This window comes from Dyadobacter sp. UC 10 (genome assembly GCF_008369915.1).
Lineage (GTDB): Bacteria > Bacteroidota > Bacteroidia > Cytophagales > Spirosomataceae > Dyadobacter.
On record NZ_VSRN01000001.1, the window covers coordinates 2533784 to 2557062 of the forward strand.

Genomic DNA, 23279 nt, shown 5'->3' on the forward strand with positions numbered 1-23279 from the left:
TGTTACTTTTTCTATGTAGCCGCGTCTCAATGATATTTCTCCTCAATTAAAAAATCGTTGATGACACAGCAAATATTTGAAGAAAGCCCTTCCCGCCAATCTGCCTATTTAAGATTTCTTGACCTGCTGCCACGCCAGCCCATCCTGCCCGACCATCAAAATGATCTCAATCAAATCTTCGGAAAAAGTGTACTCGTGACGGGCGCGGCAGGCTCAATCGCAAGTGAACTCGTCATGCAGCTCGGCGCTTCCTGCCCCGGCTTATTGGTCCTCATCGATCAATGCGAGACTTCCCTTTTTGAAACGGAAATGGCTGTCGCGAATCAGTTTCCCCAAATAGTTGTCGAATCGTACATCGCTGACATTACCGACAAAACCCGGATGGAACGAATCATTTCACATATCCGGCCTGAAATTATCTTTCATGCCGCGGCGTATAAACATGTTTCCGTAATGGAAAAACACCCTTACGAAGCACTTAAAGCCAATTTTTTCGGTACCAAAATTTTAGCCGACCTGGCAATTAAATATTCGGTATGCTGTTTTCTGCTAATTTCAACCGATAAGGCGGTAAGGCCAGCCAGTGTGATGGGCGCCACCAAACGACTTGCCGAACTGTACGTTCAAAATATTTGCTTTGCTGCCCCGAAAAAGACCCGTTTTGTCACAACCAGATTTGGTAACGTCCTAGGCTCCAGTGGGTCCTTTACCAATATCCTCCAAAACCAGATCGAGAAAGGCGGGCCTGTCACGATTACGCATCCCTTCGCAACGCGCTACTTCATGACTTCCACAGAAGCGTGCCGGCTCGTACTGCATGCATTTGCAGCCGGTAAAAATGGCGATATCCTGTTTTTCGATATGGGTGACCGTATTCCGATCCTGTCCATCGCAGAACTGATGATCAGTGCATACGGGCTAGTTCCGCACCAGGATATCGAGATGATTTTCACCGGTCTGCGCCCGGGAGAGAAGCTTCACGAAGATTTGTTAAACGATAACGAAACCGTTAAGCCGGGTAGCTATTGCAAGACACGCATTGCTGTTTGTGATCCGATTCCCCCTCACACTTTTCAGGAAGCGATCATGTTGTTGGAAGAAATAATGTATTACGGCAAGGATTCGGAAATTGTAGCTGCGCTCAAAACAGTTTTGCCTTACCTGTCGGGCTTGACAGGTAAACCCAATTTCGTTACCAGCCAGGACTCCTGAAACTATCGTTGAGTTAAGAATCCATTGCCTTGCATCCAATGCCTGCATCTTCCAAACCATTCTTCAAAAGACGGAATTTTCAAATATCCATGCTCGCCTTTTGAATAAATATGAAGGTCGGAAGGAATTCCGTTGGCATTGAGCGCCTCGTAAAATTTGATACTGTTTGATACCGGAACAACCGTATCGTCACCGGCGTGGGTGAGATAGGCGGGCGGGGTCGTTTTTTTGACGTGCAATTCGTTTGAAAAGTACCTTACCTTGTCCATAGCCGGCGATTGACCAAGTAAGTTGGCCGCAGAACCCTTGTGGCCAATTTTGTCGAGAAAGCTGATCACCGGGTAGACCAGGATCATAAAATCAGGCCTGAGGCTTGTTTTTTTGGGATTATCGATAAAACTGCTGTCATAATGTGTCCCTGCTGTTGCCGCGAGGTGCCCTCCGGCTGAGAAGCCCATGATACCGATTTTTTGGGGATCTATTTTCCATTCCGTCGCATTTTCCCTTGCCGTTTTAATCGCCTGCTGCGCATCCTGCAACGGGCCGATAGACTTGTCCTTCATTATGTCGTCGGAAGGCAGCCGGTATTTTAAAACAATAGCAGCAATACCTATTTTGTTCAATTCCTTTGCTACCTGATAACCCTCACGATCAATCACCAGAACGCCGTAGCCGCCACCCGGGCACACAATTACGGCAGTGCCATTCGCAATCGCGGGATCGGGCAAAAAGACCTTGATCGTGGGCCTGGAAACATTCCTGATAACAAAATCTCTGGAAGTCTCCTTGTCGGGGACATTGACAGCGTTCGGCACTGCACCTGAGTAAAGCGGCATTTCTTTTTGGCCGATTACCATTGTCACTTCTACGAACAGAAAAAACAGAGATAGCAAAAAGCTTCTTTTAATCGGTTTCATGCGCTTGTTTAAGATCCAAACCATAGTCTTTCTAATATTTTTCTAATGCCCGTGAAGATATTTTCTAGGTAACTTTCGGTTAATGCGGATGAGATAGCGTCCTGCTCAACCAGGGAAATGAATCAGGTCCGGGGAAATTACAAATTGAAGACGCTAAAACTTTGAATTTACCGTACCAGCGAGATGAAATGTGCGGTACTCTGTGCGGGAAATTGTATCTATCAATGCCAGATGACGAGTTATTATTATATTAATATAATATTTACAAGAAAATCAATTCGACAGTATTACTTTACAGACTGAACGAATTGAAAAAATAACTAGTTTTGTAAAGTAACCAAATCATTCATTACTTTCTTTCTTAAGTTATAATTGGTCTCACAATCGATTTTGCATTACAATTTCATAATCGACTATCCACAAAAAAGAATGAAATACTCAGTACATGCAGAAGGCAGGTTTCAGTTTATCGATGAAGGAAAAGGCGAAACATTGCTGCTTTTGCATGGTCTTTTCGGCGCATTAAGCAACTGGGACGGTATTATCGATCATTTTTCCAACCGCTACCGGGTTGTTATTCCCCTACTTCCTATTTACGAATTACCTCCCAGGGAGGCCGGATTGGATGCCTTACTGCTGTTCCTGGAAGATTTCGTCGCTTTTAAAAATCTCACCAACGTTACTGTCATCGGTAATTCGCTGGGCGGGCATATCGGCCTTCTTTATACGCTCAAAAATCAGGGGAATGTAAATAAGCTGGTTTTGACGGGCAGCTCGGGGCTTTTTGAAAATTCTATGGGCGGCTCCTTCCCCAAACGTGGAAGCTACGATTACATCAGAGAGCGCGTTGCTTATACTTTTTATGACCCTGCAGTTGCAACGAAGGACCTTATTGATGAGGTTTTTGAAACCACGTCGAGTATTCCCAAATGTATGAGCATTGTAGGTATTGCCAAATCTGCACAACGGCATAATCTTGCAAAAGATCTGCATGAAATCAATGTGCCAACGCTTCTGGTATGGGGATTGAACGATACCATTACCCCGCCACACGTAGGTTATGAATTCAACCGTCTGATCGCCAACTCGGAGCTTTATTTTATAGATAAATGCTGCCACGCACCTATGATGGAACATCCCGAGGAATTTAATGTTATACTGGAAAGCTTTCTTGAGAAACAGGTTTCGGTGCCGGTTGCCTGACCATCGGTTGCTGAAAATTTCTTTAGGTACGAAAGTTGATAGATATATAGTTTTTTTATAGATTCGAAAAACGACGTTCTGAATATATGCTTGCCATTTCTCTCATTAATCCGATGATTCCCGTGCTAAAACCGACTGACTCGGTGGGCACCGCATTGGACTGGATGGATGAATTTGGCGTCAAGCAGCTCATCGTAGCCGACATGGGGGTTTATCAGGGCATAGTTTCCGAAGATATTCTTTTTGATATCCAGGATAGCTCGGAAATCCTTGCGCGGATCATTATTCAGCATAAAGACATTTTTGCTTCCGAAGACCAGCATCCTTATGAACTGCTGCGCCTGGTGAACCAGTTCGGTTTGCGGATCATTCCTGTTTTGCATGACGACCGGAGCTTCGCCGGCAGTATTCTCGCCAATGACCTGATCGAACATTTCGTAAATGAACTCGGCGTCCAGGAGAAAGGTGCAGTAATTGTCCTGAAAATCGCCGAAAGAAGCTATTCTTTGTCCGAAATCAGTCGCCTGATAGAATCCAACGGAACCAAAATTTTGAGCAGCTACTACTCTTCCGGCGAAGTATACGATCCAACTCACGAAGCACGGCTGACACTCAAACTTAATCGTACCCACATTACACCCATCATCGCGACGCTCGAACGCTTCGGGTATGATATTGAAGAAGCACACGCCAATGACCCTATCGAGAGCTTCGATCAGGAAAGGCTTGATATGCTTTTACGGTACCTGGCCACTTAATCGTTTCCCGCCTAATTACAATGCCGTTTTTGAAACGGCATATTTGTCGCTTATCTTTCGAAAGGAACCATCTGTATTATCATTTTCTTCATGAAAATAGCTATTCATGGACGCAACTTCAATGAGTCCGCACGCCCGTTTATTGAAAATATGTTCAATGAACTGAAACATCGGAAAATTGAAGTTCAACTTTCCGGACAATTCCGCGTCTTTCTTGACCAGATTGGTATCCAGCATCATTCTGAGCTGACTTACGACAAGCCGGAGGAGCTTTTTGACGCAAAGCTGATCGTGAGTATGGGTGGAGACGGGACTCTGCTGGAAACGATTTCCCACGTTGGAAGAAGGGTTATTCCGGCAGTCGGTATCAATACAGGCAGGTTAGGCTTCCTAGCCACGGTTCCGCCTGAGCGGATCGCCGACATGATCGCGGCTCTTGAAAACAATCAGTTCCGCGTGGATGAACGGACTTTAGTCGCGATAGAATCGAACCTGGATCTTTTTGACGGATTGAATTTTGGACTTAATGATTTTACGATCACCAAAACGGACACGTCTTCGATGATCACGGTACATACCTATCTGAACCAGGAATTCCTGAATTCGTATTGGGCAGACGGGCTGATCGTCTCTACGCCAACTGGCTCCACAGGCTATTCACTTAGCTGCGGCGGCCCTGTTTTAATGCCGCATTCCCAGAACTTTATCATTACGCCAATTAGTCCGCATAACCTCAATGTGCGCCCCCTGATCGTCGAAGATACTGCGGTGGTCAGGCTGGAAGTCAAGAGCCGGAGTAACAATTTTCTGGTTTCACTCGATGCCCGGTCGAGAGTAGTGGATGAAAACACGCAGCTTACCGTTAAAAAGGCCGATTTTACCGCCAAATTGATCAAGATGAAAGATGACAGCTTTCTGAATACCTTAAGAAGCAAACTTTCCTGGGGACTCGATATGCGGAATTGACTTGACATTTACAACACCTTCCAATGAAGCTATTATACCACACTTTTGACCTGCAATTAAAACACACTTTCACCATTGCCCACGACTCGCGCGACATTCAGCAAACGCTGATCGTGCAGCTGGTGGACGAAAATGATAGCGGCCTCGGAGAGGCTACTGCGAATCCGTACTACGGCATCACGATTGAGAATATGATCGGGGCCCTGGAAAGTGTCCGGGAAATTGTAGAAAATGGCAGCTATCAATCCGCAGAGCAACTTTGGGAACTTGCACATCCTGTTTTGAAAACTAATCCATTTGCGCAATGTGCATTGGACGAGGCAGCTCATGATTATTTTGCCAAAAGAAATAACAAAAAGCTTTACCAAAACTGGGGCCTGACGCTGGAAAATATTCCTTTAACCAACTTCACAATCGGTATTGACACCGTTGAAAAAATGGTTTCAAAAATGAAGGAACTACCCTGGCCTATCTATAAAATAAAGCTTGGCACCAGCGACGACCTGCGCATTGTGCAGGAATTGAGAAAAAACACAGACGCTATTTTCCGGGTAGATGCCAATTGTGCCTGGACACCGGAACAAACGATATTCATTGCCCCCAGACTGAAAGAACTAGGTGTAGAATTTCTGGAACAGCCCCTTCCCGCCAATGATACCGAGGGAATGAAAAAGGTTTTTGCAGCATGTGTACTGCCTGTGATCGCTGATGAAAGTTGTATTGTTGAAAGTGACGTAAAAAAATGCAGCGGCTTGTTTCACGGCGTGAATATCAAGTTGACGAAATGCGGCGGGCCTACTACGGCAAAAAGGATGATTAGCGAGGCCAAAGCACTGGGAATGAAAACAATGGTAGGTTGCATGACCGAAACCAGCGTAGGTATTTCTGCCATCGCGCACCTGCTTCCGCTGCTTGACTATGTCGATATGGACGGTTCTTTACTGATTAAAAATGATCCCGCCAGTGGAGTTACCTTCGATTTCGGGAAGGTCATTTTTCCGCTGCGCAACGGAAGCGGCGCCGTTCTCAACACCTCCTTTCATTAAACTCGTGAATGCATTCCAGACAAATAAACTTCCTGGCAGGACTGTACAAACGCTGGAAGGAAACGAATATCTGTGGTTCAGTGGTACTGACTACCTTGGAATGGCATACAACTCCGATTTCCAATCATTTTTAAGAGAAGGATTTGAGCATTACGGAACCCACTTTGGAAGTTCGCGAAACGGTAGCCTGAGGCTCGCTATTTATCAGGAAGCCGAGGAAAGTTTTGCGGCCTGGCAGTGCTCAGAAGCTGCATTGCTGGTGTCGTCAGGGATGTTGGCTGGCCAGTTGCTGATAGCACAAACCGACCAAATCATCCGGCAGCTTGACAATCCCGGACGCATTCTTTTTCACTACGCGCCAAAAGTGCATCCGGCGATCCGGGGCACCGGCTATTATTCCAACACGCTGGATTGGAAAACGTGGGCGCAGCTTACAGTCGATCAAATCAATGCCGGCACCCCCGAAATGCTACATATTATCTGTTCTGACGCAGTAGGTTCGCCGATGGTCGAACAGTTTGATTTTTCGGTTTTCGATCAAATAGATTCTCCTGACAGCTGCCGGTTGATTATTGATCAGTCGCATTCCCTGGGTGTTTTGGGAGAAAGTGGTTTTGGTATTGCAAGGCAAATTAGCCAGGCGCTACTGGGCCGGACTACCTTCGTCTCTTCTCTAAATAAGGCGTTAGGAATACCTGCGGGAATAATCTGGGGTGACAGGAACGTGATAGACTTGCTAAGCCAATCGCCACTATATGCCGGCGCTTCCCCCTCGGCTCCCGTGTACATATCTGCTTTTAAAAGACTGCTCACAAACGGTAATTATACGATTACCCACGCAAATTTGCTGGGCAATATCAATTACTTCGCACAGCAGTTTCAAAATTCCGCCGATCAGTTTATCCGTATTCCGGACTATCCTGTTTTTTGCGCCACTGATCCCGCATTGTTTGATTTTCTACTAAAAAACGGCATCATGGGCTCCTGCTTTCCCTACCCGCTGTCCACCGACGTGCCGGTTACCCGCATTGCGATCAGCGCCGCGCATCAAAAAAAAGACCTCGACTGTTTAGCCGAGGTCTGTAAGCGTTTTAAACCTTTATTATAAATCCGGGTTGCCGCCGAGAGTCGCCAGGCGTTGCTCTTCGCGCAATCTTTCCCGCTCCACTTTCGCAGAAACAAGAATACTTACTTCATATAGTAAAAACAGTGGTATAGCAACCAAAACCTGGCTGTAAATGTCAGGGGAAGGTGTAATGATCGCCGCAACTATCAGGATCACAATAAATGAATGCTTGCGGTATTCGCGCATGAACGCCGGAGTCAGCACCCCGACCTTTGCCAGCACAAAAACGACAATCGGTAGCTGAAATGCAATTCCGCAAGCCAGTGTCAACGTTGCAACAAGGGATATATACGAAGCGAGGCTGAACTCATTGATGATCGATTCATCCAATGTGTAGTTAGCTAGAAAGTTGATAGCCAGTGGGCTTACAATGTAGTAGCCAAAAAGTACACCGGAGAAAAATAGAAACGTTACATAAAAAACGGCTCCACGGGCAGACCTGCGCTCCGAAGGCTTCAAGCCCGGTTTGATGAAGCGCCATATTTCCCAAAAAGCATAAGGAAACGCAAATATCAAACCAGCGATCACAGCGGAGGTCATACTCATCGTAAAAGCGTCGCCCATTCCAATCAACTGAAGCTTGAAATTCAGCGCCTTAACACAGAGCTCGTCATATTTGACCACATCTGCCAGCTTGCAGAGCATCCTGTATGTCCAGAAATCCGGCTGTGAGGGGGCGATGATTACATAATGGTAAATTTCCTGGATGTAAATAAAGGCTATTATAGCGAAAACCAGAATAGAACCTACTGCCCGGATAACGTGCCATCTTAATTCTTCAAGATGCCCGATAAAGGACATTTCTTTACCTTCTTCTTCCTCTTCTTTATCAAAATCCTGATCCAAGGGCATATTTTTAAACTATTACTAAAATGCTATCTACGTAAAAAAGCAAAAACAGGATCAAACTTGTTTCCGCGAAATTTAAAATTACCTAAAAAACCCGTCGAAGTATTCCGGCGGGTTTTTCTACCAAATTTTTCTGGTCAGATCAGTCCATGATAAATGGATAATCCGCCTCCACATATACATCTGTGTAAGCTTCCTTAGGATCAGGGAATTCTGATTCCTCAGCGAACTGGACAGATTCAGCTACGATTTCTTTTACTTTTTTGTCAATATTTTCCAGTTCTTCTTCGGTAGCGAATTTATTACTCAGGATCACCGAACGGATCTGCTCGATCGGGTCTCTGTGCTTGTATTCTTCTACCTCTTCTTTAGACCGGTATTTCTGAGGATCCGACATGGAGTGTCCACGATAACGATACGTACGGAATTCAAGGAATGTTGGTCCTTCGCCTTTACGTGCACGTTCGGCAGCACGGGAAACTGATTCGTGGATCGCTTCTACACTCATTCCGTCCACGGGTTCAGAAGGAATGTCGTAAGCTTCGCCCAGTGTATAAAGCTCTGTCACGTTTGAACTTCTCGCTACCGAAGTTCCCATCGCGTATCCGTTATTTTCTACCACGAAAATCACCGGCAGCTTCCAGCTCATCGCCATATTCAGCGCCTCATGGAATGCTCCCTGGCGGATCGCACCGTCACCGAAGTAACAGATACAGAGGTTGTCGGTTTTATTGTATTTCTCGGCGAAAGCAATACCTGCACCCAGAGGAATCTGAGCACCTACGATCCCATGACCGCCCACAAAACCTTTTTCTTTATCGAAAATGTGCATAGAACCGCCTTTCCCTTTGGTTGTTCCAGTCTTCTTTCCATAAAGCTCGGCCATAATAGCATTGGGAGAAGTGCCCAGCGCCAATGGAATACCGTGATCACGGTAAGCAGTAATGTATTTATCACCCTCTTTAAGAGCGGTTACAGCACCGGAAGAACAAGCCTCCTGGCCGATATACAAATGGCAAAAACCACGGATTTTTTGCTGACCATAAAGCTGGCCCGCTTTTTCTTCAAAACGACGCTGTAAAAGCATGTTCTCGAACCAGAACAAATAACGCTCTTTTGAATGCTGTAATTTTTTTGGGGCAGAAGATTTCTTTTTTTCAGTAACGGTGGCCATGTATTTGGTTCTCGTTTATAAAGACAGAACTTTGTCTTAATGTTATGGTTTGAACAGAGTCTGTTGTTTGCCGTACTCACGCAATGATTTGCGAAAATAAGCATAAACTAAATAACAAAGAAGTTCATGTGGCTAGAAAAGCTCCACCTTACATACTTTAAAAGCTATGAGGAGAAAGCCTTTACATTCGGTGAACATGTGAACTGTTTGGTTGGAGAGAATGGCAGCGGCAAAACGAATCTGCTTGACGCGATCTATTTTCTGACCCTTACCAAAAGTGCCTTCCACAATCAGGATGCCCTTGGCATCCGGCACAGCTTTGATTTTTTCGTGATTGACGGTGTTTTTAGTGACCGCCAGCGACATACCCAGATTACCTGCAGTTTCCAACGTGGTCAGCGTAAGGTTTTTATGGCTGACAAGAAGAACTATGAGCGGCTGAGCGACCACATCGGGCTTTTCCCACTGGTATTGATTGCGCCGGATGATACCGACGTGATCCGGGAGGGGAGCGAGGAGCGCCGCCGCTTTTTCGATGGGGTTTTGGCGCAGGCGACGCCGGGTTACCTCGACGATTTTTTGAAATACAACAAGATCCTCAACAACCGGAACGGGCTGCTAAAACTTTTCGCTGAGCGAAATTATCTGGACGAAGATCTGCTGGAAACCTACAATGAACCGCTGATCATCCTCTCGCAGCGGATTTATGATCACAGGAATGCATTCATGCAACGTTTTCTGCCTTTGTTTCAAAAATATTATGCATTTCTGAGCAGCGGCAAAGAGCAGGTCGACGTCATCTACGAAAGCGAAGTCGCCAGCCCCGACTTCCCGACTGAATTCCGGAGAAACCGCAGCCGCGACTTACATGCGCAACGCACTGGAAAAGGTATTCACAAAGACGAATATGTGTTTGAGATTGATGAAGTTACACTCAAAAAATTCGGCTCCCAGGGACAGCAAAAGTCATTTTTGATCGCGTTGAAACTGGCGCAGTTTGAACTATTGAAAGAAGAAAAAGGAAAAACGCCGATCCTGCTTCTGGACGATATTTTCGATAAACTTGACGACCGGCGCATTCAAAAACTAATTGAATTGATCGATACCGGCTTCCTCGGCCAGGTTTTCATCACTGACGCCCGCCCGGAACGCTCGCAGAAGATATTAGAAAATGTGAAGGCCGATGTGAGGTTTTTTGAGATTGAGAAGGTAAGGCCTGGCTAATTATTTAGAGCGCCTGTTATCGCGGATATTTATCAATAGAACCGTATTTTCAAAAACTGTATAGTACAGCGTTTGATGCTTTCCCAGAACAAATTCATGAACAGAACTGAACGTTCGATGTTTTTTACCCATGAATGCGTATTTTCTCAACAAATCTAGCTGCAATTTGAGTTTGTCAGTAAATTGATCCGCTGATTCAAATCCCCATTGGTCATATAAATAGGAGATTATTTCGGTATAGTCTCTCCTTGCATCCGCCGTCCATTTAATTTCGTAAGCCACTCTTTGCCTTCTTTAAGTACTTGTTCATTCGGGATTAAATTTCCTTGTTGAGCTTGTTTTAAAGATTCTGTTAAGAGCCGGTTGAGTTCGGCAGGATCTATTTCGATCGATTCCGCATTTTGCTGTTCTACTAAACAATTGAGCATTTTCAACAGATCTTCCATTCTGTCGTCGTCAATTTCTTTAACGATCCGAATCGCTTCCGCTCTAAGTTCTGATGCTGACATATCCTAGCTTTGACAGTGTATTATAAAGTTACTGTATAAAAACAAAAAAGCCAGACCTTATATCTGGCATTTTTCTAACGGTAACTTCTTACATACTACACATACTTAGTACTAAGCTCTTTCGCCTCCGCCACGAACTCTTTCACTTTTTGCTCTTCGTCCTTTTTGCAAATCATCAGAACCCCGTCATATTCAGCGACGATATATCCATCTAATCCGCTGATTACTACCAGCTTGTCTTTTGGTGTTTTAATGATTGAGTTGGTTGTATTATAAAGCAACAGATTTCCGTCCGTTACATTTTCATTGTCATCTTTTTCCGAAACTTCATAAAGCGACTTCCAGGTTCCCAGATCCGACCAGCCGAAGTTACTCAGCACAACATGCACATTGTCAGCTTTTTCCATAACCGCATTGTCTATTGAAATGCTGCCGCAATGCGCATAGGCCCGCTGAACGAAAGAATCCTCGGTTTCCAAGTAATAATGATTATCTCCTCCGCTAAAAATATCCGCAATCTCAGGCTGGAATTCTGCCAGTGCTTTCTTGAATGCATTGATATTCCAGACAAAAATCCCCGCATTCCATACAAAGTCCCCGCTATCTAAAAATTGCAATGCAAGTTCCAGATGTGGTTTTTCGGTAAAAGATTTAACTTTCTTGACCGTCAGCTTATCAGGAATGTACTGAATGTATCCGTAGCCGGTATCTGGCCGGGTCGGCTGAATGCCCAACGTCACCAGGATATCCTCGTTCCGGGTCGCACCCAGCGCTACCTTGATGGTATCTTTAAAAATTTCTTCTTTTAATATAATATGATCCGCCGGTGCCACTACAACATTGGCGTTAGGATTGCGCGCGGCGATCTTGTAACAGGCATAAGCGATGCAAGGAGCAGTATTGCGCCTGTTGGGTTCGAGCAGTATCTGATCATCCGTCAATTCCGGTATCTGCTCTTTCACCAGGTCTTTATATTCCTGACTTGTAACAATATAAATGTTTTCGATCGGGCACACCCCATCGAAACGATTAACGGTTTGCTGTAAAAGTGTTTGTCCCGTGCCCAGCACATCGTGAAATTGCTTCGGAAAATCGGTTCGGCTGAAAGGCCAGAATCTGGTACCAACTCCACCGGCCATAATAATTACATAAGTGTCCTGCATTATAAAAGCGATTTGTATAAGCGTTAAGTAAAGCTCGTCAAAACTAGTGATAAACAGCCAGTCTGCTCAATTAGGAACGCCAAAAACGTCACCAAATTTAGCAGAAGGCGTGTTAGCTGGCTTTGGCAGCCTATATTCCAACAGGTTCATAAATCTCAGTCTTTGAATAACAACAGATTTACACCTCAATATTCTTTCAAAATTTCAAGAAAATTTTGTACATTTTGCTAAAAGCATCAGGCGCACTTAAAATCATTCCACTATGAAAGTAAAACTTACACTTCTGCAAAGTATTCTCTTAATCATCACACTGACTTACAATGCATTGGGTCAAACTACGCTACAGGGAAAAGTGTCCGAGTCGGCAAACGGTGAGGCGCTGGCGGGTATTAGTATCCAGATCAAAGGCAAAGTAACCGGCACAATTACCGACAATCAGGGGCGGTTCAAATTATATACGACGTCAAATCCGCCGCTTACACTTACAATTTCTTCGGTAGGATTTCAGACTCAGGAAATAAACGTCAGCCCGGGACAGACTAATCTCGATATTAAAATGGTCGAGCAGGTCACACTTGGCGAAGAGATTGTCGTCTCGGCTTCCCGCGTTGAAGAATCTGTCATGAAATCTCCGGTAGCCATCGAAAAAATGAATCTCCGGGACATGCGCGACACTCCTTCCGCTAACTTTTACGATGCGCTCAATAACCTGAAAGGCATCGATATGGCCACGCAGGGATTCCTCTTCAAGTCCATTAATATGCGCGGCTTCGGCAGCACGGGTAACCCCCGAACGGTTCAAATGATCGATGGAATGGACAACCAGGCACCTGGCCTCAATTTTCCACTCGACAATATCATCGGTATTCCAGAGCTGGATGTGGAAAGCGTGGAAGTGCTTCCCGGCGCAGCCTCCGCTTTATACGGGCCGAATGCGGTCAATGGTTTGATACTCATGAATAGTAAAAGTCCATTTTTATACCAGGGGCTAAGTGCCAGTGTGAAAGGCGGTGTGATGCATGAAAAGCACAGGTCGCAGGCTACGACACCTTTCGTAGATGCTACCATTCGCTATGCAAAAGCATTCAACAACAAAATAGCATTCAAGGCAAATGTTTCTTTTATAAGAGCAAAAGACTGGGAGGCAACCAACTACACCAATCTCAATTTGGGTGGGAATTCAGATCCCGGTCGTGGAGCAGGCACAGCACTGGATTACGATGGGGTGAATGTATATGGTGACGAGATACAGACCAATATCAATGCAGTGGCCCAGTCACTCGCCGCTGCCGGAAATATTCCCGCAGGGGCCGTGTCACTCGTTCCCAACACATTCGTAAGCCGCACCGGTTATCTTGAAAAGGACCTGGTGGATTACAATACAAAAAGTTTTAAAGCGAATGCAGCCATTCACTACCGCATTAATGAAAAAATGGAGGCAGTAGCGCAGGTTAATTACGGATATGGAACTACGGTGTATACAGCAACAGGCAGGTACGCACTCCGCGATTTTAACCTTACCCAGGCCAAACTCGAATTGCGCGGGGACAATTTTACTGTCCGTGCGTATACGACACAGGAGCGCTCGGGAAAATCATACCTTTCAGGTCTCGCTGCGGTTTCGATGCTAACAGACTTTAAACCCAATAATGTATGGTTCGGTCAGTATGTTGGCGCATTTGCGACTGCCCGCGGGGCTGGTACCAGTGAAGCAGCATCTCACCTGCTCGCCCGCCAGACTGCCGACGCAAATATGCCTCAGCCGGGAACAGCCGCCTTTGATCAGCTTCTGGACAAATATCGAAACATGCCAATTGTAGACGGTGGAGGCGGTTTTGCGGACAAGACCAATCTCTACCACGCGGAAGGATTTTATAACTTTAAAAATCAGTTGAAAGTGGTGGAAGTGCTTGCTGGTGCAAATTTCCGTCAGTACCAGCTGCGCTCCGCAGGTACTTTGTTTGCAGATCAGAAAGAAGGGCGTTCAGGAACGATTCCCATTAATGAATGGGGCGCATTTGTGCAGGCAGGAAAAAGTATTTTATCTAATCACCTGAAACTGACCGGCTCGATCCGCTACGATAAAAATGAAAACTTCGCAGGCCAGTTCACACCCAGGGTGTCGGCGGTAACAACTTTTGGTGAGCACAATATCCGCCTATCTTACCAAACAGGTTTTCGCATTCCTACAACCCAAAATCAGTATATTGATCTGAGAACGCCTGCGGGCACATTGGTTGGCGGATTACCCGAATTTGATGCCCGATATAACCTTACCAGCGGAATACTACGGCAAAATCTGTCAGAAGAAGCTGTCATGCAAGTCGTAAAAAGTGATCCGACTATCCTCGAAAAAGCGACCGTTTATGCCAAGGCGGCGGTGACTCAGCAAGCCACCACTGCCATTACCCAGGCGGTCACAACCCAGGTTACCAATGCAGTAAATCAGGCGGTGGCAGCCGGACAAATCCCGAACGATCCGGCAACTATTCAGAGCGCAATCTCAAACGGGGTAAACCAGGCCCTGCCGGGTGCGCTATCTTCACAGCTTCCGGGTATACTCGCGGCGCAGGTTCCGGCCCTGGTTCCAACGATCGCGCAGGCTTACGCCCTTGAAAAATTACCCAAATACAAACCAAGAAAATTGGCTCCCGAAAGGATCGCTTCCTTTGAAATCGGCTATAAAGGTGTTATTGCCAAAAAACTTTTTATAGATGCCTATTACTATGTGAGCAGATACAAGAACCTGATCGGCGGGGCTGTGATTGTAGTACCAACGGCAGCAGCAGCACCGGGGCTGCCTATAGAATCAGGAATTGGGGTAGGCAATTTTAACGGCTATTCGCGGGTAGTGAATACAACGGAAACGATCACTACGACAGGCTTCGCACTTGGACTGAATTATTCATTGTCAAAGGGTTATAACATTGGCGGCAACATTGCCAACAATGAGCTGCGGAACTTTAAACCATCACCAGAAGTGCAGTATTCCCAGTTCAATACGCCGAAATACCGGTACAATTTAAACTTTGGAAAAAGGATAACCAGCAGCAGTAACTTTGGATTTAATGTGGTTTACCGGTACCAGCAGGCATTTGTATGGGAATCAAGCTTTATCGTTCCCACCACTACCGACGTTCCCATTTTCTCCAACACAAAAGTTCCGGCTATCAATAACCTCGATGCCCAGATCAGTTTGAAAGCAGCGTCCATCAAGTCGATCATTAAACTGGGCGCAACCAATCTATTGGGCAAATCTTATATCCAGGCTTATGGCAGCCCGAATATCGGATCTACCTACTATGTAAGTATCACATTTGATGAGCTATTGAATTAGCACGTTTACTTTTCCCCGTAAGCAAGGTCCCCGGCATCACCAAGGCCGGGGACTATATAATACTGCTCGTTCAGCTTCTCGTCGATCGCTCCCAGCCAGAGCCTGCATTGCGGTATCCGGCTTTGCAGGAAGTCAACGCCTTCCGGACTTGCGATCACAGAAGCGATATGGGTTTGCGAGGGAATCCCAAAACGCAGTAATGCATGGTATACTTTTTCCATCGACCTCCCCGTAGCAAGCATCGGATCGATCAGGATCAAGATTTTACCGGTAAGGTCCGGGCTGGTGATGTAATCCATTTCCACTTCAAATTCTTCCTCCTCGTTGATATGATGTCCCCGGTAAGCGCCGATAAATGCATTATCGGCTTTATCAAACATGTTCAGAAAGCCCTGATGCATGGGAACGCCCGCACGAAGGATCGTCGCCAATACTACCGGCTGCAATAAAGAGCGCGAAGGCGCCAGCCCGAGCGGTGTCTCTACTTTGCCGGGCCGGAAAGTCAGCGTTTTTGATAATTCATAAGCAAGCAACTCTCCCATCCGCTCCATATTCCGCCTGAATCTCAATCGGTCTTTTTGAATATTTACGTCACGTAATTCGGCCAGATAGTGATCGGCAATGGAGGGTTTTTGGGTCAATAAAAACATGTGATCGTTAGTTTTCAGCTGCTTCATGCAAGATAATACAAATTCATTGACGTAATTTGGAAGTATTATTCTAAAAATTCTCCGCAAAAGCTCGATTTGTGTGAACAGTAGATTTTGTTTGCCTATGGTTCAAGGAATACGCCGGTATTTGAAAACTTTGTCAATCATACTGGTATCCCTGCCATTCTACGGCCACGCGCAGAGTTCTTTCATTCCCTTCAACGACGATTATTACCATTTGATAGACCGCCTCGAAATCAAGCGGGGGAAGTTCTCAGAAGGTTTCCATTTCAATGCCAAACCATTCGAGAGAAAAGCCGTTGTCGCATTGACGGACTCCATTCTAAAAGAAGGAACGATCAACCTCACGGATCGCGACTGGGAAACGATCGATTACCTGCGGGAAGACAGCTGGGAATGGACGAAAGGAATGGTCGCAACGGATTCGGCCAAATATGATCAGCTTGCCCGCCTGCATTGGTTCAGGCTCCCGCCTCCGGGAAAAAGAAGAAGATTCTTTGGTCGCACGGCTGACCTTTACAGCATTCACAACAAGGATTTCGATCTGCATTTCAATTTTACCACTACCAATTCAATAGGAAGCGATCGCACCGCGGGCCTCGATACTACTTTGTGGTATACCACACGCGGTGTCGAGATCCGCGGTATGATCAATGAAAAGCTTGGTTTTTATACTTATGTAGCTGACAATCAGGGCCACTTTCCCACATATGTAAATCAGTTCTCACCACGATACAGTTTCCCCGGCGAAGGACTGGCAAAAGCGACGCGTAATAATGGCAGGGATTTTCTGACTGCGCGCGGCTACATCACATTCCGGCCGTTGAAAAGCATTAATGTACGTTTCGGTCACGATCACAATACTTTCGGCAGTGGCTACCGTTCGCTGATCCTTTCAGATAACAGCAGCCCCTACCTTTTTTTAAGACTTGATACGCAGCTGGGCCGGTTTCATTATACCAACCTTTGGACCAGCATGATCAATGCAGGTGAAAATTCTTTCACAGGTTTTTTGAGAAACAAGAAATTCGCGTCAATTCACCACCTCAGCGTAAACCTGACCGAACGCATTAATTTCGGGGTTTTTGAGGCTGAAATCTTCAATCGGGATTCCGTGGGCGGTGGATATGATCTCAATTACCTCAATCCGATCATTTTTTACAGGTATGTAGAGTCTTATATAGGAAGCCAGGACAATGCGCTGCTGGGGTTTGATTTTCGCTGGCTCGTCGGGAATAAGGCGTCTGTTTATGGTCAATTCGTCCTGGATGAATTTTTAACTAAATATCTTTTCAACGGAAGCAAGTCCTGGACTAACAAATACAGTCTGCAATTGGGAGGAAAATATGTCGATGCATTCGGCGTACCGAACCTGGATTTGCAGGCAGAATATAATTTGGTACGACCGTATACCTACTCGCATAAAGACGGCGGAAGAAATTATATGCATTATGGACAATCGCTTGCACATCCTTTGGGGGCGAATTTCCGGGAATACATTGCGATTGCCCGTTATAAACTGACGTCCCGGCTGTCGGCTTATGGCACATTTATGATGGCCATGCAGGGAAAAGACCCAACTACCGGCCCGGAAATGAATTTTGGAGGTGATATCTCGAAAAACTACGAGGAACGCAGTGTGAACCGAGATGGGGAACTGGGCCAGAAGATCGGACAGGGGATTAAAGCTTCCACGACTTTTACCGACCTGCGACTTTCTTATTCACTCGCGCATAACCTGTTTCTCGACGGTCGTTACCTGATCAGAAATCTAAAATCGGATGATGTAAAAGTGGCCTCCAAATCGAACATTTTTACATTCGCAATCCGCTACAATATGGCTTATCGCCAGCAAACGTTCTGAACCAATACCATCATGGAAACTAATCCGCATGAACTTCGCAATCTGATCCGGCTTGCATTGCTGGAAGATATTGGCGACGGGGACCATTCTTCCCTGTCGAGTGTACCCGAAAATGCAGTGAAACGCGCGAAGCTGCTCGTGAAACAGGACGGCGTTCTGGCCGGTGTAGAGGTAGCACAAATCATCTTCGACGAAACCGCTACCTATTATAATGATCCCCATTTGAAAATTGATGTGTTACTTTTTGACGGAACCTACGTCAAAAGCGGAGATATCGCATTTATAGTAGAAGGAAGTGCGCGCCTGATCCTGAAAGCGGAAAGACTGGTATTGAATATCATGCAGCGCATGAGCGGCATTGCTACTTATGCGCGACAAATGGCTGTATTGATCGAAGACCTGCCCGTTAAACTGCTCGATACCCGGAAAACGACACCGAATTTCAGGTTGTTTGAGAAAATGGCAGTGAAGATAGGCGGGGCAGTCAATCACAGGATGGGACTGTACGATATGATTATGCTCAAAGACAATCACGTCGACTATGCAGGCGGGATTACAGCAGCGATAACGGGCGCGCGAAAGTATCTGGCGGAAACAGGCAAAGACCTCAAAATCGAAATCGAGACAAGGAATCTGGCTGAGGTGGACGAAGTACTGAGCGTGGGCCAGGTAGATATTATCATGCTAGACAACTTCCCACTGGAAGACCTGCGTGAAGCCGTGAAAAGGATCGGTGATCGGTTTGAGACCGAAGCCTCCGGTAATATCACCGAAAAAACGTTACGCGCAGTTGCTGAGACGGGCGTGGACGGTATATCGAGTGGTGCATTGACGCACCAGGCGCGAAGCCTGGATTTAAGTTTAAAAGCCTTTTAACCTCTATCCACATACCGAAAGCGTATGCAGCATACAGGACATTTTGCATACGCTTTTTACAAAGAAAGGCTTTGGGGCTTCCGCCGTGCCCTCATTTTGATATTTGCTTTCAGTATTATTTTCGCAAATACCTTGCACGCGCAAGAGCCCCCGCGGCAGGATGTTGATATTAACCAGTTTATTGGCAGTCTCTTCCCTGTTCCTTCGGAAGATATTGATTACGCCGAGCTTTTCGAGTCGCTGTTACAGCTTTATACCAATCCCCTCGACATCAATATCGTGACTGCCGACGAGCTGTCCGGCGCGATGATCCTCACTGATTTACAGATCCGCGCCTTCCTGCAATACCGCGAGCAGCTTGGTCCGTTCATCTCATTGTATGAATTGCAGGCTATTCCCGGCTTCGACCTTCAAACGATTTACAGATTACTCCCTTTTATAGCTCTAAACCCAAAATCTGCCTCACTAAAAAATGCCATACACAACCCTGACCAGCACTTTTTAATATTACGTTCGGGCCGCATTCTTGAAACACAAAAAGGTTTTGCCCCACTGGATTCGGCCTCCAAGGCGGTGACGCGGTATCGGGGAAATCCTTACAATACATTTCTGAGATACCGCAATGCACGGTCGGGTTATTACAGCTTCGGGATTACTTTTGAAAAAGATGCCGGCGAAAAATGGTGGGCCTGGGAGCCGAAAAGGCATATTTTAGGCACGGACTTCACGTCTTTTCATGCGCAGGTATTAAATAGGGGAAGATTAAAAAATCTGATCATCGGGGACTTCCGAATGCAAACCGGCCAGGGAATGGTAATGGGCGCGGGCTTTTCGCTGGGCAAAGGCTCAGAAGTGATTAAAACAGCTTACCGCAGTACATTGGGCTTCAAGCCTTACACTTCCTCTGGAGAAGCAGATTTTTTTAGAGGTATAGCTTTCACGTGGAGGTTGGGGAAGAAAACAGATATTTCGTTGATGTATTCAAATGTAAAAAGGGATGCGACACTGGACGAAAGTGCAGACGGAAGGCGGTTTGCGACATCATTACCGCTGACCGGCTATCACCGGACTCCCGGTGAAATTGACAAGCATCATAATTTTTCAGAACAAAATGCAGGCGCACATTTGCTGCATCGGTTTTCTGCTCAAAATGGGCAAATAGGGATCACTGCACTTTATACCAGCTACGAACTTCCGATACGCAAAAGGGACCAGCCCTACAATCGGTACGAATTTTCGGGTAAACAACATCTCAACACCGGCATTCACGGCGATTACAGGTGGCGGAATTTTCACTTTTTTGGAGAAGGCGCATTGTCTGGCAGGAATGGAATCGGCGCGATTGCGGGTGCTATTGCCAGTTTTGGCAAGAAATGGGACGCTACCTTTTTGCTCAGACATTATGCCAAAAATTTTCACACAACTTACGGTAACCCGATTAGCGAAGCCACCCGGCCATCTAATGAAAACGCGGTGTATGGCGGATTACGGTTCATGCCGCACAAACGCTGGCAGTTCAGCGGCTATTTTGACAGGTTTTGGTTTCCCTGGCTGCGGTACCAGGTCGACGCGCCTTCGAAAGGATCTGATTATTACCTCCATCTTTTATTCAAGCCAGATAAGCGGCTGAATGTGTATGCATTAGTTCATCAAAAGCAAAAACAAAAGAACGCCCCGGAAAATAAACAGCAACCGAATGAGCTCGTGACCACCGTTCGTCGCACGGCGATGCTTAATTTTGAATATGAAGTGCCGCTGCGCTACGCCATCCGAACACGCTGCCAGCTGGGTGATACCGGAGAGAAAAAGGCAGCCCGGTCGAAAGGAATTACTATTTTTCAGGATTTGAGCTGGCATTTTCCTAAAATCGAACTTAGCACCCGGTTGGCCTGGTTTAATACCGACGATTACGACAGCCGCCAGTATGCATATGAAAAAGATATGCTGTACGCGTTTTCTGTTCCGGCCTACTACGATTCGGGTACCAGGTATTATATGATGCTACGTTACACCGTTTCAAAAAATATAAAAATATGGGCGCGCTGGTCTCAAACAAGGTATTCGGACTTGCAGACGATCAGTTCCGGTCTCAATGAAATCAAGGGGAATAAACGCAGCGAAATTAAGATGCAGTTTATGTATCAGCTTTGAATCATTTTTGAAAAACACCAATATTATAAAAAACATCAGCATTGAAAACCGCAGAAATGGCCTCCGATAAGAAAGAAGCACTCAAAAAGTATTTTGGATACGACAGTTTCAGAGAGCATCAGGCCGAAATTATCGACACGGTAATGCGCGGTAACGATTGTTTCGTACTAATGCCCACAGGCGGTGGCAAATCGATCTGTTTTCAGATCCCCGCCATTCTTAAAGAAGGCCTGACCGTCGTGATTTCCCCGTTGATCGCTTTGATGAAGGATCAGGTGGAGGCATTGACTGGAAACGGAGTGCCGGCTGCATTTCTTAACTCGACATTGTCGGCCTCCGAGCAGGACCAGATTATCAGGCGGGCGCAGACTGGCGATCTGAAATTACTCTACATTGCTCCTGAGCGGCTCTTTTCGGGCAATACTTTTGAATTGTTGAAAGAGTGGAATGTGAGCTTTTTCGCCATTGACGAATCGCACTGTATTTCTTCGTGGGGCCATGATTTTCGTCCGGAATACCGGTTGCTCAGTTCATTAAAGATCCGCTTTCCACAAGTGCCCGTCATCGCGCTGACTGCGACCGCCGACAGGGTAACCCGCCGCGATATACTAAAACAGCTTAAGATCGAAGGCGCCCAGACCTTTTTAACCAGTTTCGACCGGCCCAATCTCAGCCTGAGCGTTCTGCCTGGCAGGAAGCGCCTCCAGCAGATACAGGATTTCATAAACAAGCGACAAAATCAGTCGGGGATCATTTATTGTCTGAGCAGAAAAAGTACGGAATCAGTTGCGGGAAGTTTGAAAAATGCGGGGTTGAAAGCTGAGTATTACCACGCGGGCCTGCCTGCCGACAAGCGCTCGAAGGTACAGGAAGCGTTTTTAAGGGACGATCTGCAAATAATAGTTGCAACCATTGCATTTGGGATGGGGATTGATAAATCCAACGTTCGCTGGGTAATCCATTACAACCTTCCTTCCAATGTGGAAAGCTTTTATCAGGAAATAGGGCGTGCCGGCCGTGACGGGCTCCCTTCGGATACAGTCCTGTTTTACAGCTACATGGATATTATGACACGCCAGGATATGATCAATAATTCGGATCAATCGAGCGAACAAAAGGAGTTGCTGCACGCAAAGCTGAACCGGATGAAACAGTACGCCGAAACTGATATCTGCAGGCGCCGTGTATTGCTGAACTATTTTAACGATTCATTTGACAGGGATTGCGGGAATTGCGATGTGTGTAAAAACCCGAGAAGCCGCTTCGATGCCACCGTACTTGCCCAAAAAGCCTTATCAGGCATTGCCAGGACCGACCAGAAGGTTGCGATGGGTATGCTGGTGGATATTTTGAGAGGAAGCAAAAACCGGAACGTTTTACAACACGGATATGAAAGGCTACCAACGTTCGGAGTAGGAAGCGAATTGAAGGGGGAGGAATGGACGGAATATATCGGTCAGCTTCTGAATTCCGGTGCCATGGATATTGCCTATGATGAAGCCCATTCTTTCAAGCTTAATGCCGTCAGCAGACAGATCCTGAAAGGGGAACGAAAAGTGGAACTCGTCAAATTTATTCCTTTAAATGAAAGAAAGGCCAGAGAGGAAGAACTTGCGCCGCGCGAAAAACCTAAAAAGGAAATTATCCGGGATGCATTGTTTGACCGGCTGCGTACGCTGCGCAAGCAACTAGCCGACTCGCTTGGCGTTCCGCCCTATGTTGTTTTCAGTGACGCAACTATTTCAGAAATGGCGCAGCAAAAGCCTGTTTCAGAAATGCAGATGAAATCTATTTCGGGTGTCGGGGCTGAGAAATTCAGAAGATATGGGGAAACTTTTATAAACGAAATCCTTGATTTTGCCCGCGAAAATTTCAAACCCGGTACAAGGGCCGTTGCCGGAATGACTTTCATCGAAACACTCAATCTTTTTAAATCCGGCTCTTCAATCCAATCTATCGCTGAACAAAGAGGCCTGAGTACCACGACTGTCATTTCTCACCTGATCAAACTGGAAGAAGAAGGCCACGAACTAGACCTCGAATCACTCGTAGATGAGCAAACTTATCAGACTATCATCAAAGCCGCGGAGGAAATCCAGGTTCGGAAAAACGATCCGTTGAAACCCCTTTTTGAGTTATTAAATGAAAAGTTCGATTACGGACAGATCCGTCTTGCACTGGCAATCCTTGAAAAAAAGGGAGGCTTTTTCTAGCATATTCAGGAAAAATAACT

The 23279-nt window shown here is 46.1% G+C and carries 19 protein-coding genes; 12 read left to right on the plus strand and 7 right to left on the minus strand.

Annotation, left to right across the window (positions count from 1 at the left end):
* Positions 1–60 precede the first annotated feature (60 nt).
* Complete coding sequence (locus FXO21_RS10445; RefSeq protein ID WP_149640033.1) at positions 61–1212, plus strand: polysaccharide biosynthesis protein; 1152 nt, start codon at positions 61–63, stop codon at positions 1210–1212.
* A gap of 2 nt (positions 1213–1214) precedes the next feature.
* On the opposite strand, the gene FXO21_RS10450 is transcribed toward FXO21_RS10445, so the two are convergent.
* Complete coding sequence (locus FXO21_RS10450; protein ID WP_149640034.1) at positions 1215–2129, minus strand: alpha/beta hydrolase; 915 nt, start codon at positions 2127–2129, stop codon at positions 1215–1217.
* 429 nt (positions 2130–2558) lie between these two features.
* Between FXO21_RS10450 and FXO21_RS10455 the strand changes: the two genes are divergently transcribed.
* The 5 genes from FXO21_RS10455 (at position 2559) to FXO21_RS10475 (ending at position 7210) form a co-directional block, all read left to right on the plus strand.
* On the plus strand, positions 2559–3332 hold the full coding sequence (locus FXO21_RS10455) for an alpha/beta fold hydrolase (RefSeq protein ID WP_149640035.1): 774 nt from the start codon (positions 2559–2561) through the stop codon (positions 3330–3332).
* A gap of 86 nt (positions 3333–3418) precedes the next feature.
* Positions 3419–4090, plus strand: coding sequence for a CBS domain-containing protein (locus tag FXO21_RS10460; RefSeq protein WP_149640036.1), 672 nt, complete (start codon positions 3419–3421; stop codon positions 4088–4090).
* Between the two features lie 90 nt (positions 4091–4180).
* Positions 4181–5056 (plus strand): NAD kinase, encoded by an 876-nt coding sequence (locus FXO21_RS10465; RefSeq protein ID WP_149640037.1) that lies wholly within the window; start codon positions 4181–4183, stop codon positions 5054–5056.
* A gap of 23 nt (positions 5057–5079) precedes the next feature.
* The gene (locus FXO21_RS10470) at positions 5080–6102 is read left to right on the plus strand and encodes a dipeptide epimerase (protein WP_149640038.1); all 1023 of its coding nucleotides are present in this window, start codon (positions 5080–5082) and stop codon (positions 6100–6102) included.
* On the plus strand, positions 6008–7210 hold the full coding sequence (locus FXO21_RS10475) for a PLP-dependent aminotransferase family protein (protein WP_225865642.1): 1203 nt from the start codon (positions 6008–6010) through the stop codon (positions 7208–7210). The genes FXO21_RS10470 and FXO21_RS10475 overlap by 95 nt, the downstream gene beginning before the upstream one ends.
* Here FXO21_RS10475 and tatC read toward each other — a convergent pair.
* The gene (gene tatC / locus FXO21_RS10480) at positions 7205–8080 is read right to left on the minus strand and encodes a twin-arginine translocase subunit TatC (protein ID WP_149640039.1); all 876 of its coding nucleotides are present in this window, start codon (positions 8078–8080) and stop codon (positions 7205–7207) included. The genes FXO21_RS10475 and tatC overlap by 6 nt on opposite strands.
* A gap of 139 nt (positions 8081–8219) precedes the next feature.
* Positions 8220–9251 (minus strand): pyruvate dehydrogenase (acetyl-transferring) E1 component subunit alpha, encoded by a 1032-nt coding sequence (pdhA, locus tag FXO21_RS10485; protein WP_149640040.1) that lies wholly within the window; start codon positions 9249–9251, stop codon positions 8220–8222.
* Positions 9252–9377: 126 nt separating this feature from the next.
* Between pdhA and recF the strand changes: the two genes are divergently transcribed.
* The gene (gene recF, locus FXO21_RS10490; protein WP_149640041.1) at positions 9378–10475 is read left to right on the plus strand and encodes a DNA replication/repair protein RecF; all 1098 of its coding nucleotides are present in this window, start codon (positions 9378–9380) and stop codon (positions 10473–10475) included.
* Here the strand turns inward: recF and FXO21_RS29200 are convergent, their stop codons facing one another.
* The 3 genes from FXO21_RS29200 to FXO21_RS10505 form a co-directional block, all read right to left on the minus strand.
* Positions 10476–10757, minus strand: a complete 282-nt coding sequence (locus FXO21_RS29200) for a type II toxin-antitoxin system RelE/ParE family toxin (RefSeq protein WP_149640042.1) — start codon at positions 10755–10757, stop codon at positions 10476–10478. It lies immediately after the preceding gene.
* The gene (locus FXO21_RS10500) at positions 10703–10984 is read right to left on the minus strand and encodes a hypothetical protein (RefSeq protein ID WP_031529436.1); all 282 of its coding nucleotides are present in this window, start codon (positions 10982–10984) and stop codon (positions 10703–10705) included. The genes FXO21_RS29200 and FXO21_RS10500 overlap by 55 nt, the downstream gene beginning before the upstream one ends.
* A gap of 95 nt (positions 10985–11079) precedes the next feature.
* Positions 11080–12147, minus strand: a complete 1068-nt coding sequence (locus FXO21_RS10505; RefSeq protein ID WP_149640043.1) for a mannose-1-phosphate guanylyltransferase — start codon at positions 12145–12147, stop codon at positions 11080–11082.
* A gap of 262 nt (positions 12148–12409) precedes the next feature.
* On the opposite strand from FXO21_RS10505, the gene FXO21_RS10510 reads away from it, so the two are divergent.
* Entirely contained in the window at positions 12410–15484 is a 3075-nt protein-coding gene (locus FXO21_RS10510) for a carboxypeptidase-like regulatory domain-containing protein (protein ID WP_149640044.1), read from the plus strand.
* A gap of 5 nt (positions 15485–15489) precedes the next feature.
* Here FXO21_RS10510 and upp read toward each other — a convergent pair whose 3' ends face one another.
* The gene (upp, locus tag FXO21_RS10515) at positions 15490–16134 is read right to left on the minus strand and encodes a uracil phosphoribosyltransferase (RefSeq protein ID WP_149643446.1); all 645 of its coding nucleotides are present in this window, start codon (positions 16132–16134) and stop codon (positions 15490–15492) included.
* Between the two features lie 157 nt (positions 16135–16291).
* Between upp and FXO21_RS10520 the strand changes: the two genes are divergently transcribed.
* The 4 genes from FXO21_RS10520 to recQ are packed head-to-tail and all read left to right on the plus strand — an operon-like array spanning position 16292 to position 23259.
* Positions 16292–18019, plus strand: a complete 1728-nt coding sequence (locus FXO21_RS10520; protein WP_225865643.1) for a capsule assembly Wzi family protein — start codon at positions 16292–16294, stop codon at positions 18017–18019.
* A gap of 12 nt (positions 18020–18031) precedes the next feature.
* The gene (gene nadC, locus FXO21_RS10525) at positions 18032–18895 is read left to right on the plus strand and encodes a carboxylating nicotinate-nucleotide diphosphorylase (RefSeq protein ID WP_149640046.1); all 864 of its coding nucleotides are present in this window, start codon (positions 18032–18034) and stop codon (positions 18893–18895) included.
* Positions 18896–18919: 24 nt separating this feature from the next.
* On the plus strand, positions 18920–21046 hold the full coding sequence (locus FXO21_RS10530) for a ComEA family DNA-binding protein (RefSeq protein ID WP_149640047.1): 2127 nt from the start codon (positions 18920–18922) through the stop codon (positions 21044–21046).
* Between the two features lie 56 nt (positions 21047–21102).
* A complete protein-coding gene (gene recQ, locus FXO21_RS10535; protein ID WP_149643447.1) occupies positions 21103–23259 on the plus strand; it encodes a DNA helicase RecQ in 2157 nt (718 codons plus the stop codon).
* Positions 23260–23279: the final 20 nt, after the last annotated feature.

Coding starts and splice junctions, on each gene's coding strand:
- FXO21_RS10445 (WP_149640033.1), top strand. CDS start 61: ATGACACAGCAAATATTTGAAGAAAGCCCTTCCCGCCAATCTGCCTAT.
- FXO21_RS10450 (WP_149640034.1), bottom strand. CDS start 2,129: ATGAAACCGATTAAAAGAAGCTTTTTGCTATCTCTGTTTTTTCTGTTC.
- FXO21_RS10455 (WP_149640035.1), top strand. CDS start 2,559: ATGAAATACTCAGTACATGCAGAAGGCAGGTTTCAGTTTATCGATGAA.
- FXO21_RS10460 (WP_149640036.1), top strand. CDS start 3,419: ATGCTTGCCATTTCTCTCATTAATCCGATGATTCCCGTGCTAAAACCG.
- FXO21_RS10465 (WP_149640037.1), top strand. CDS start 4,181: ATGAAAATAGCTATTCATGGACGCAACTTCAATGAGTCCGCACGCCCG.
- FXO21_RS10470 (WP_149640038.1), top strand. CDS start 5,080: ATGAAGCTATTATACCACACTTTTGACCTGCAATTAAAACACACTTTC.
- FXO21_RS10475 (WP_225865642.1), top strand. CDS start 6,008: ATGATCCCGCCAGTGGAGTTACCTTCGATTTCGGGAAGGTCATTTTTC.
- tatC (WP_149640039.1), bottom strand. CDS start 8,080: ATGCCCTTGGATCAGGATTTTGATAAAGAAGAGGAAGAAGAAGGTAAA.
- pdhA (WP_149640040.1), bottom strand. CDS start 9,251: ATGGCCACCGTTACTGAAAAAAAGAAATCTTCTGCCCCAAAAAAATTA.
- recF (WP_149640041.1), top strand. CDS start 9,378: ATGTGGCTAGAAAAGCTCCACCTTACATACTTTAAAAGCTATGAGGAG.
- FXO21_RS10500 (WP_031529436.1), bottom strand. CDS start 10,984: ATGTCAGCATCAGAACTTAGAGCGGAAGCGATTCGGATCGTTAAAGAA.
- FXO21_RS10505 (WP_149640043.1), bottom strand. CDS start 12,147: ATGCAGGACACTTATGTAATTATTATGGCCGGTGGAGTTGGTACCAGA.
- FXO21_RS10510 (WP_149640044.1), top strand. CDS start 12,410: ATGAAAGTAAAACTTACACTTCTGCAAAGTATTCTCTTAATCATCACA.
- upp (WP_149643446.1), bottom strand. CDS start 16,134: ATGTTTTTATTGACCCAAAAACCCTCCATTGCCGATCACTATCTGGCC.
- nadC (WP_149640046.1), top strand. CDS start 18,032: ATGGAAACTAATCCGCATGAACTTCGCAATCTGATCCGGCTTGCATTG.
- FXO21_RS10530 (WP_149640047.1), top strand. CDS start 18,920: ATGCAGCATACAGGACATTTTGCATACGCTTTTTACAAAGAAAGGCTT.
- recQ (WP_149643447.1), top strand. CDS start 21,103: ATGGCCTCCGATAAGAAAGAAGCACTCAAAAAGTATTTTGGATACGAC.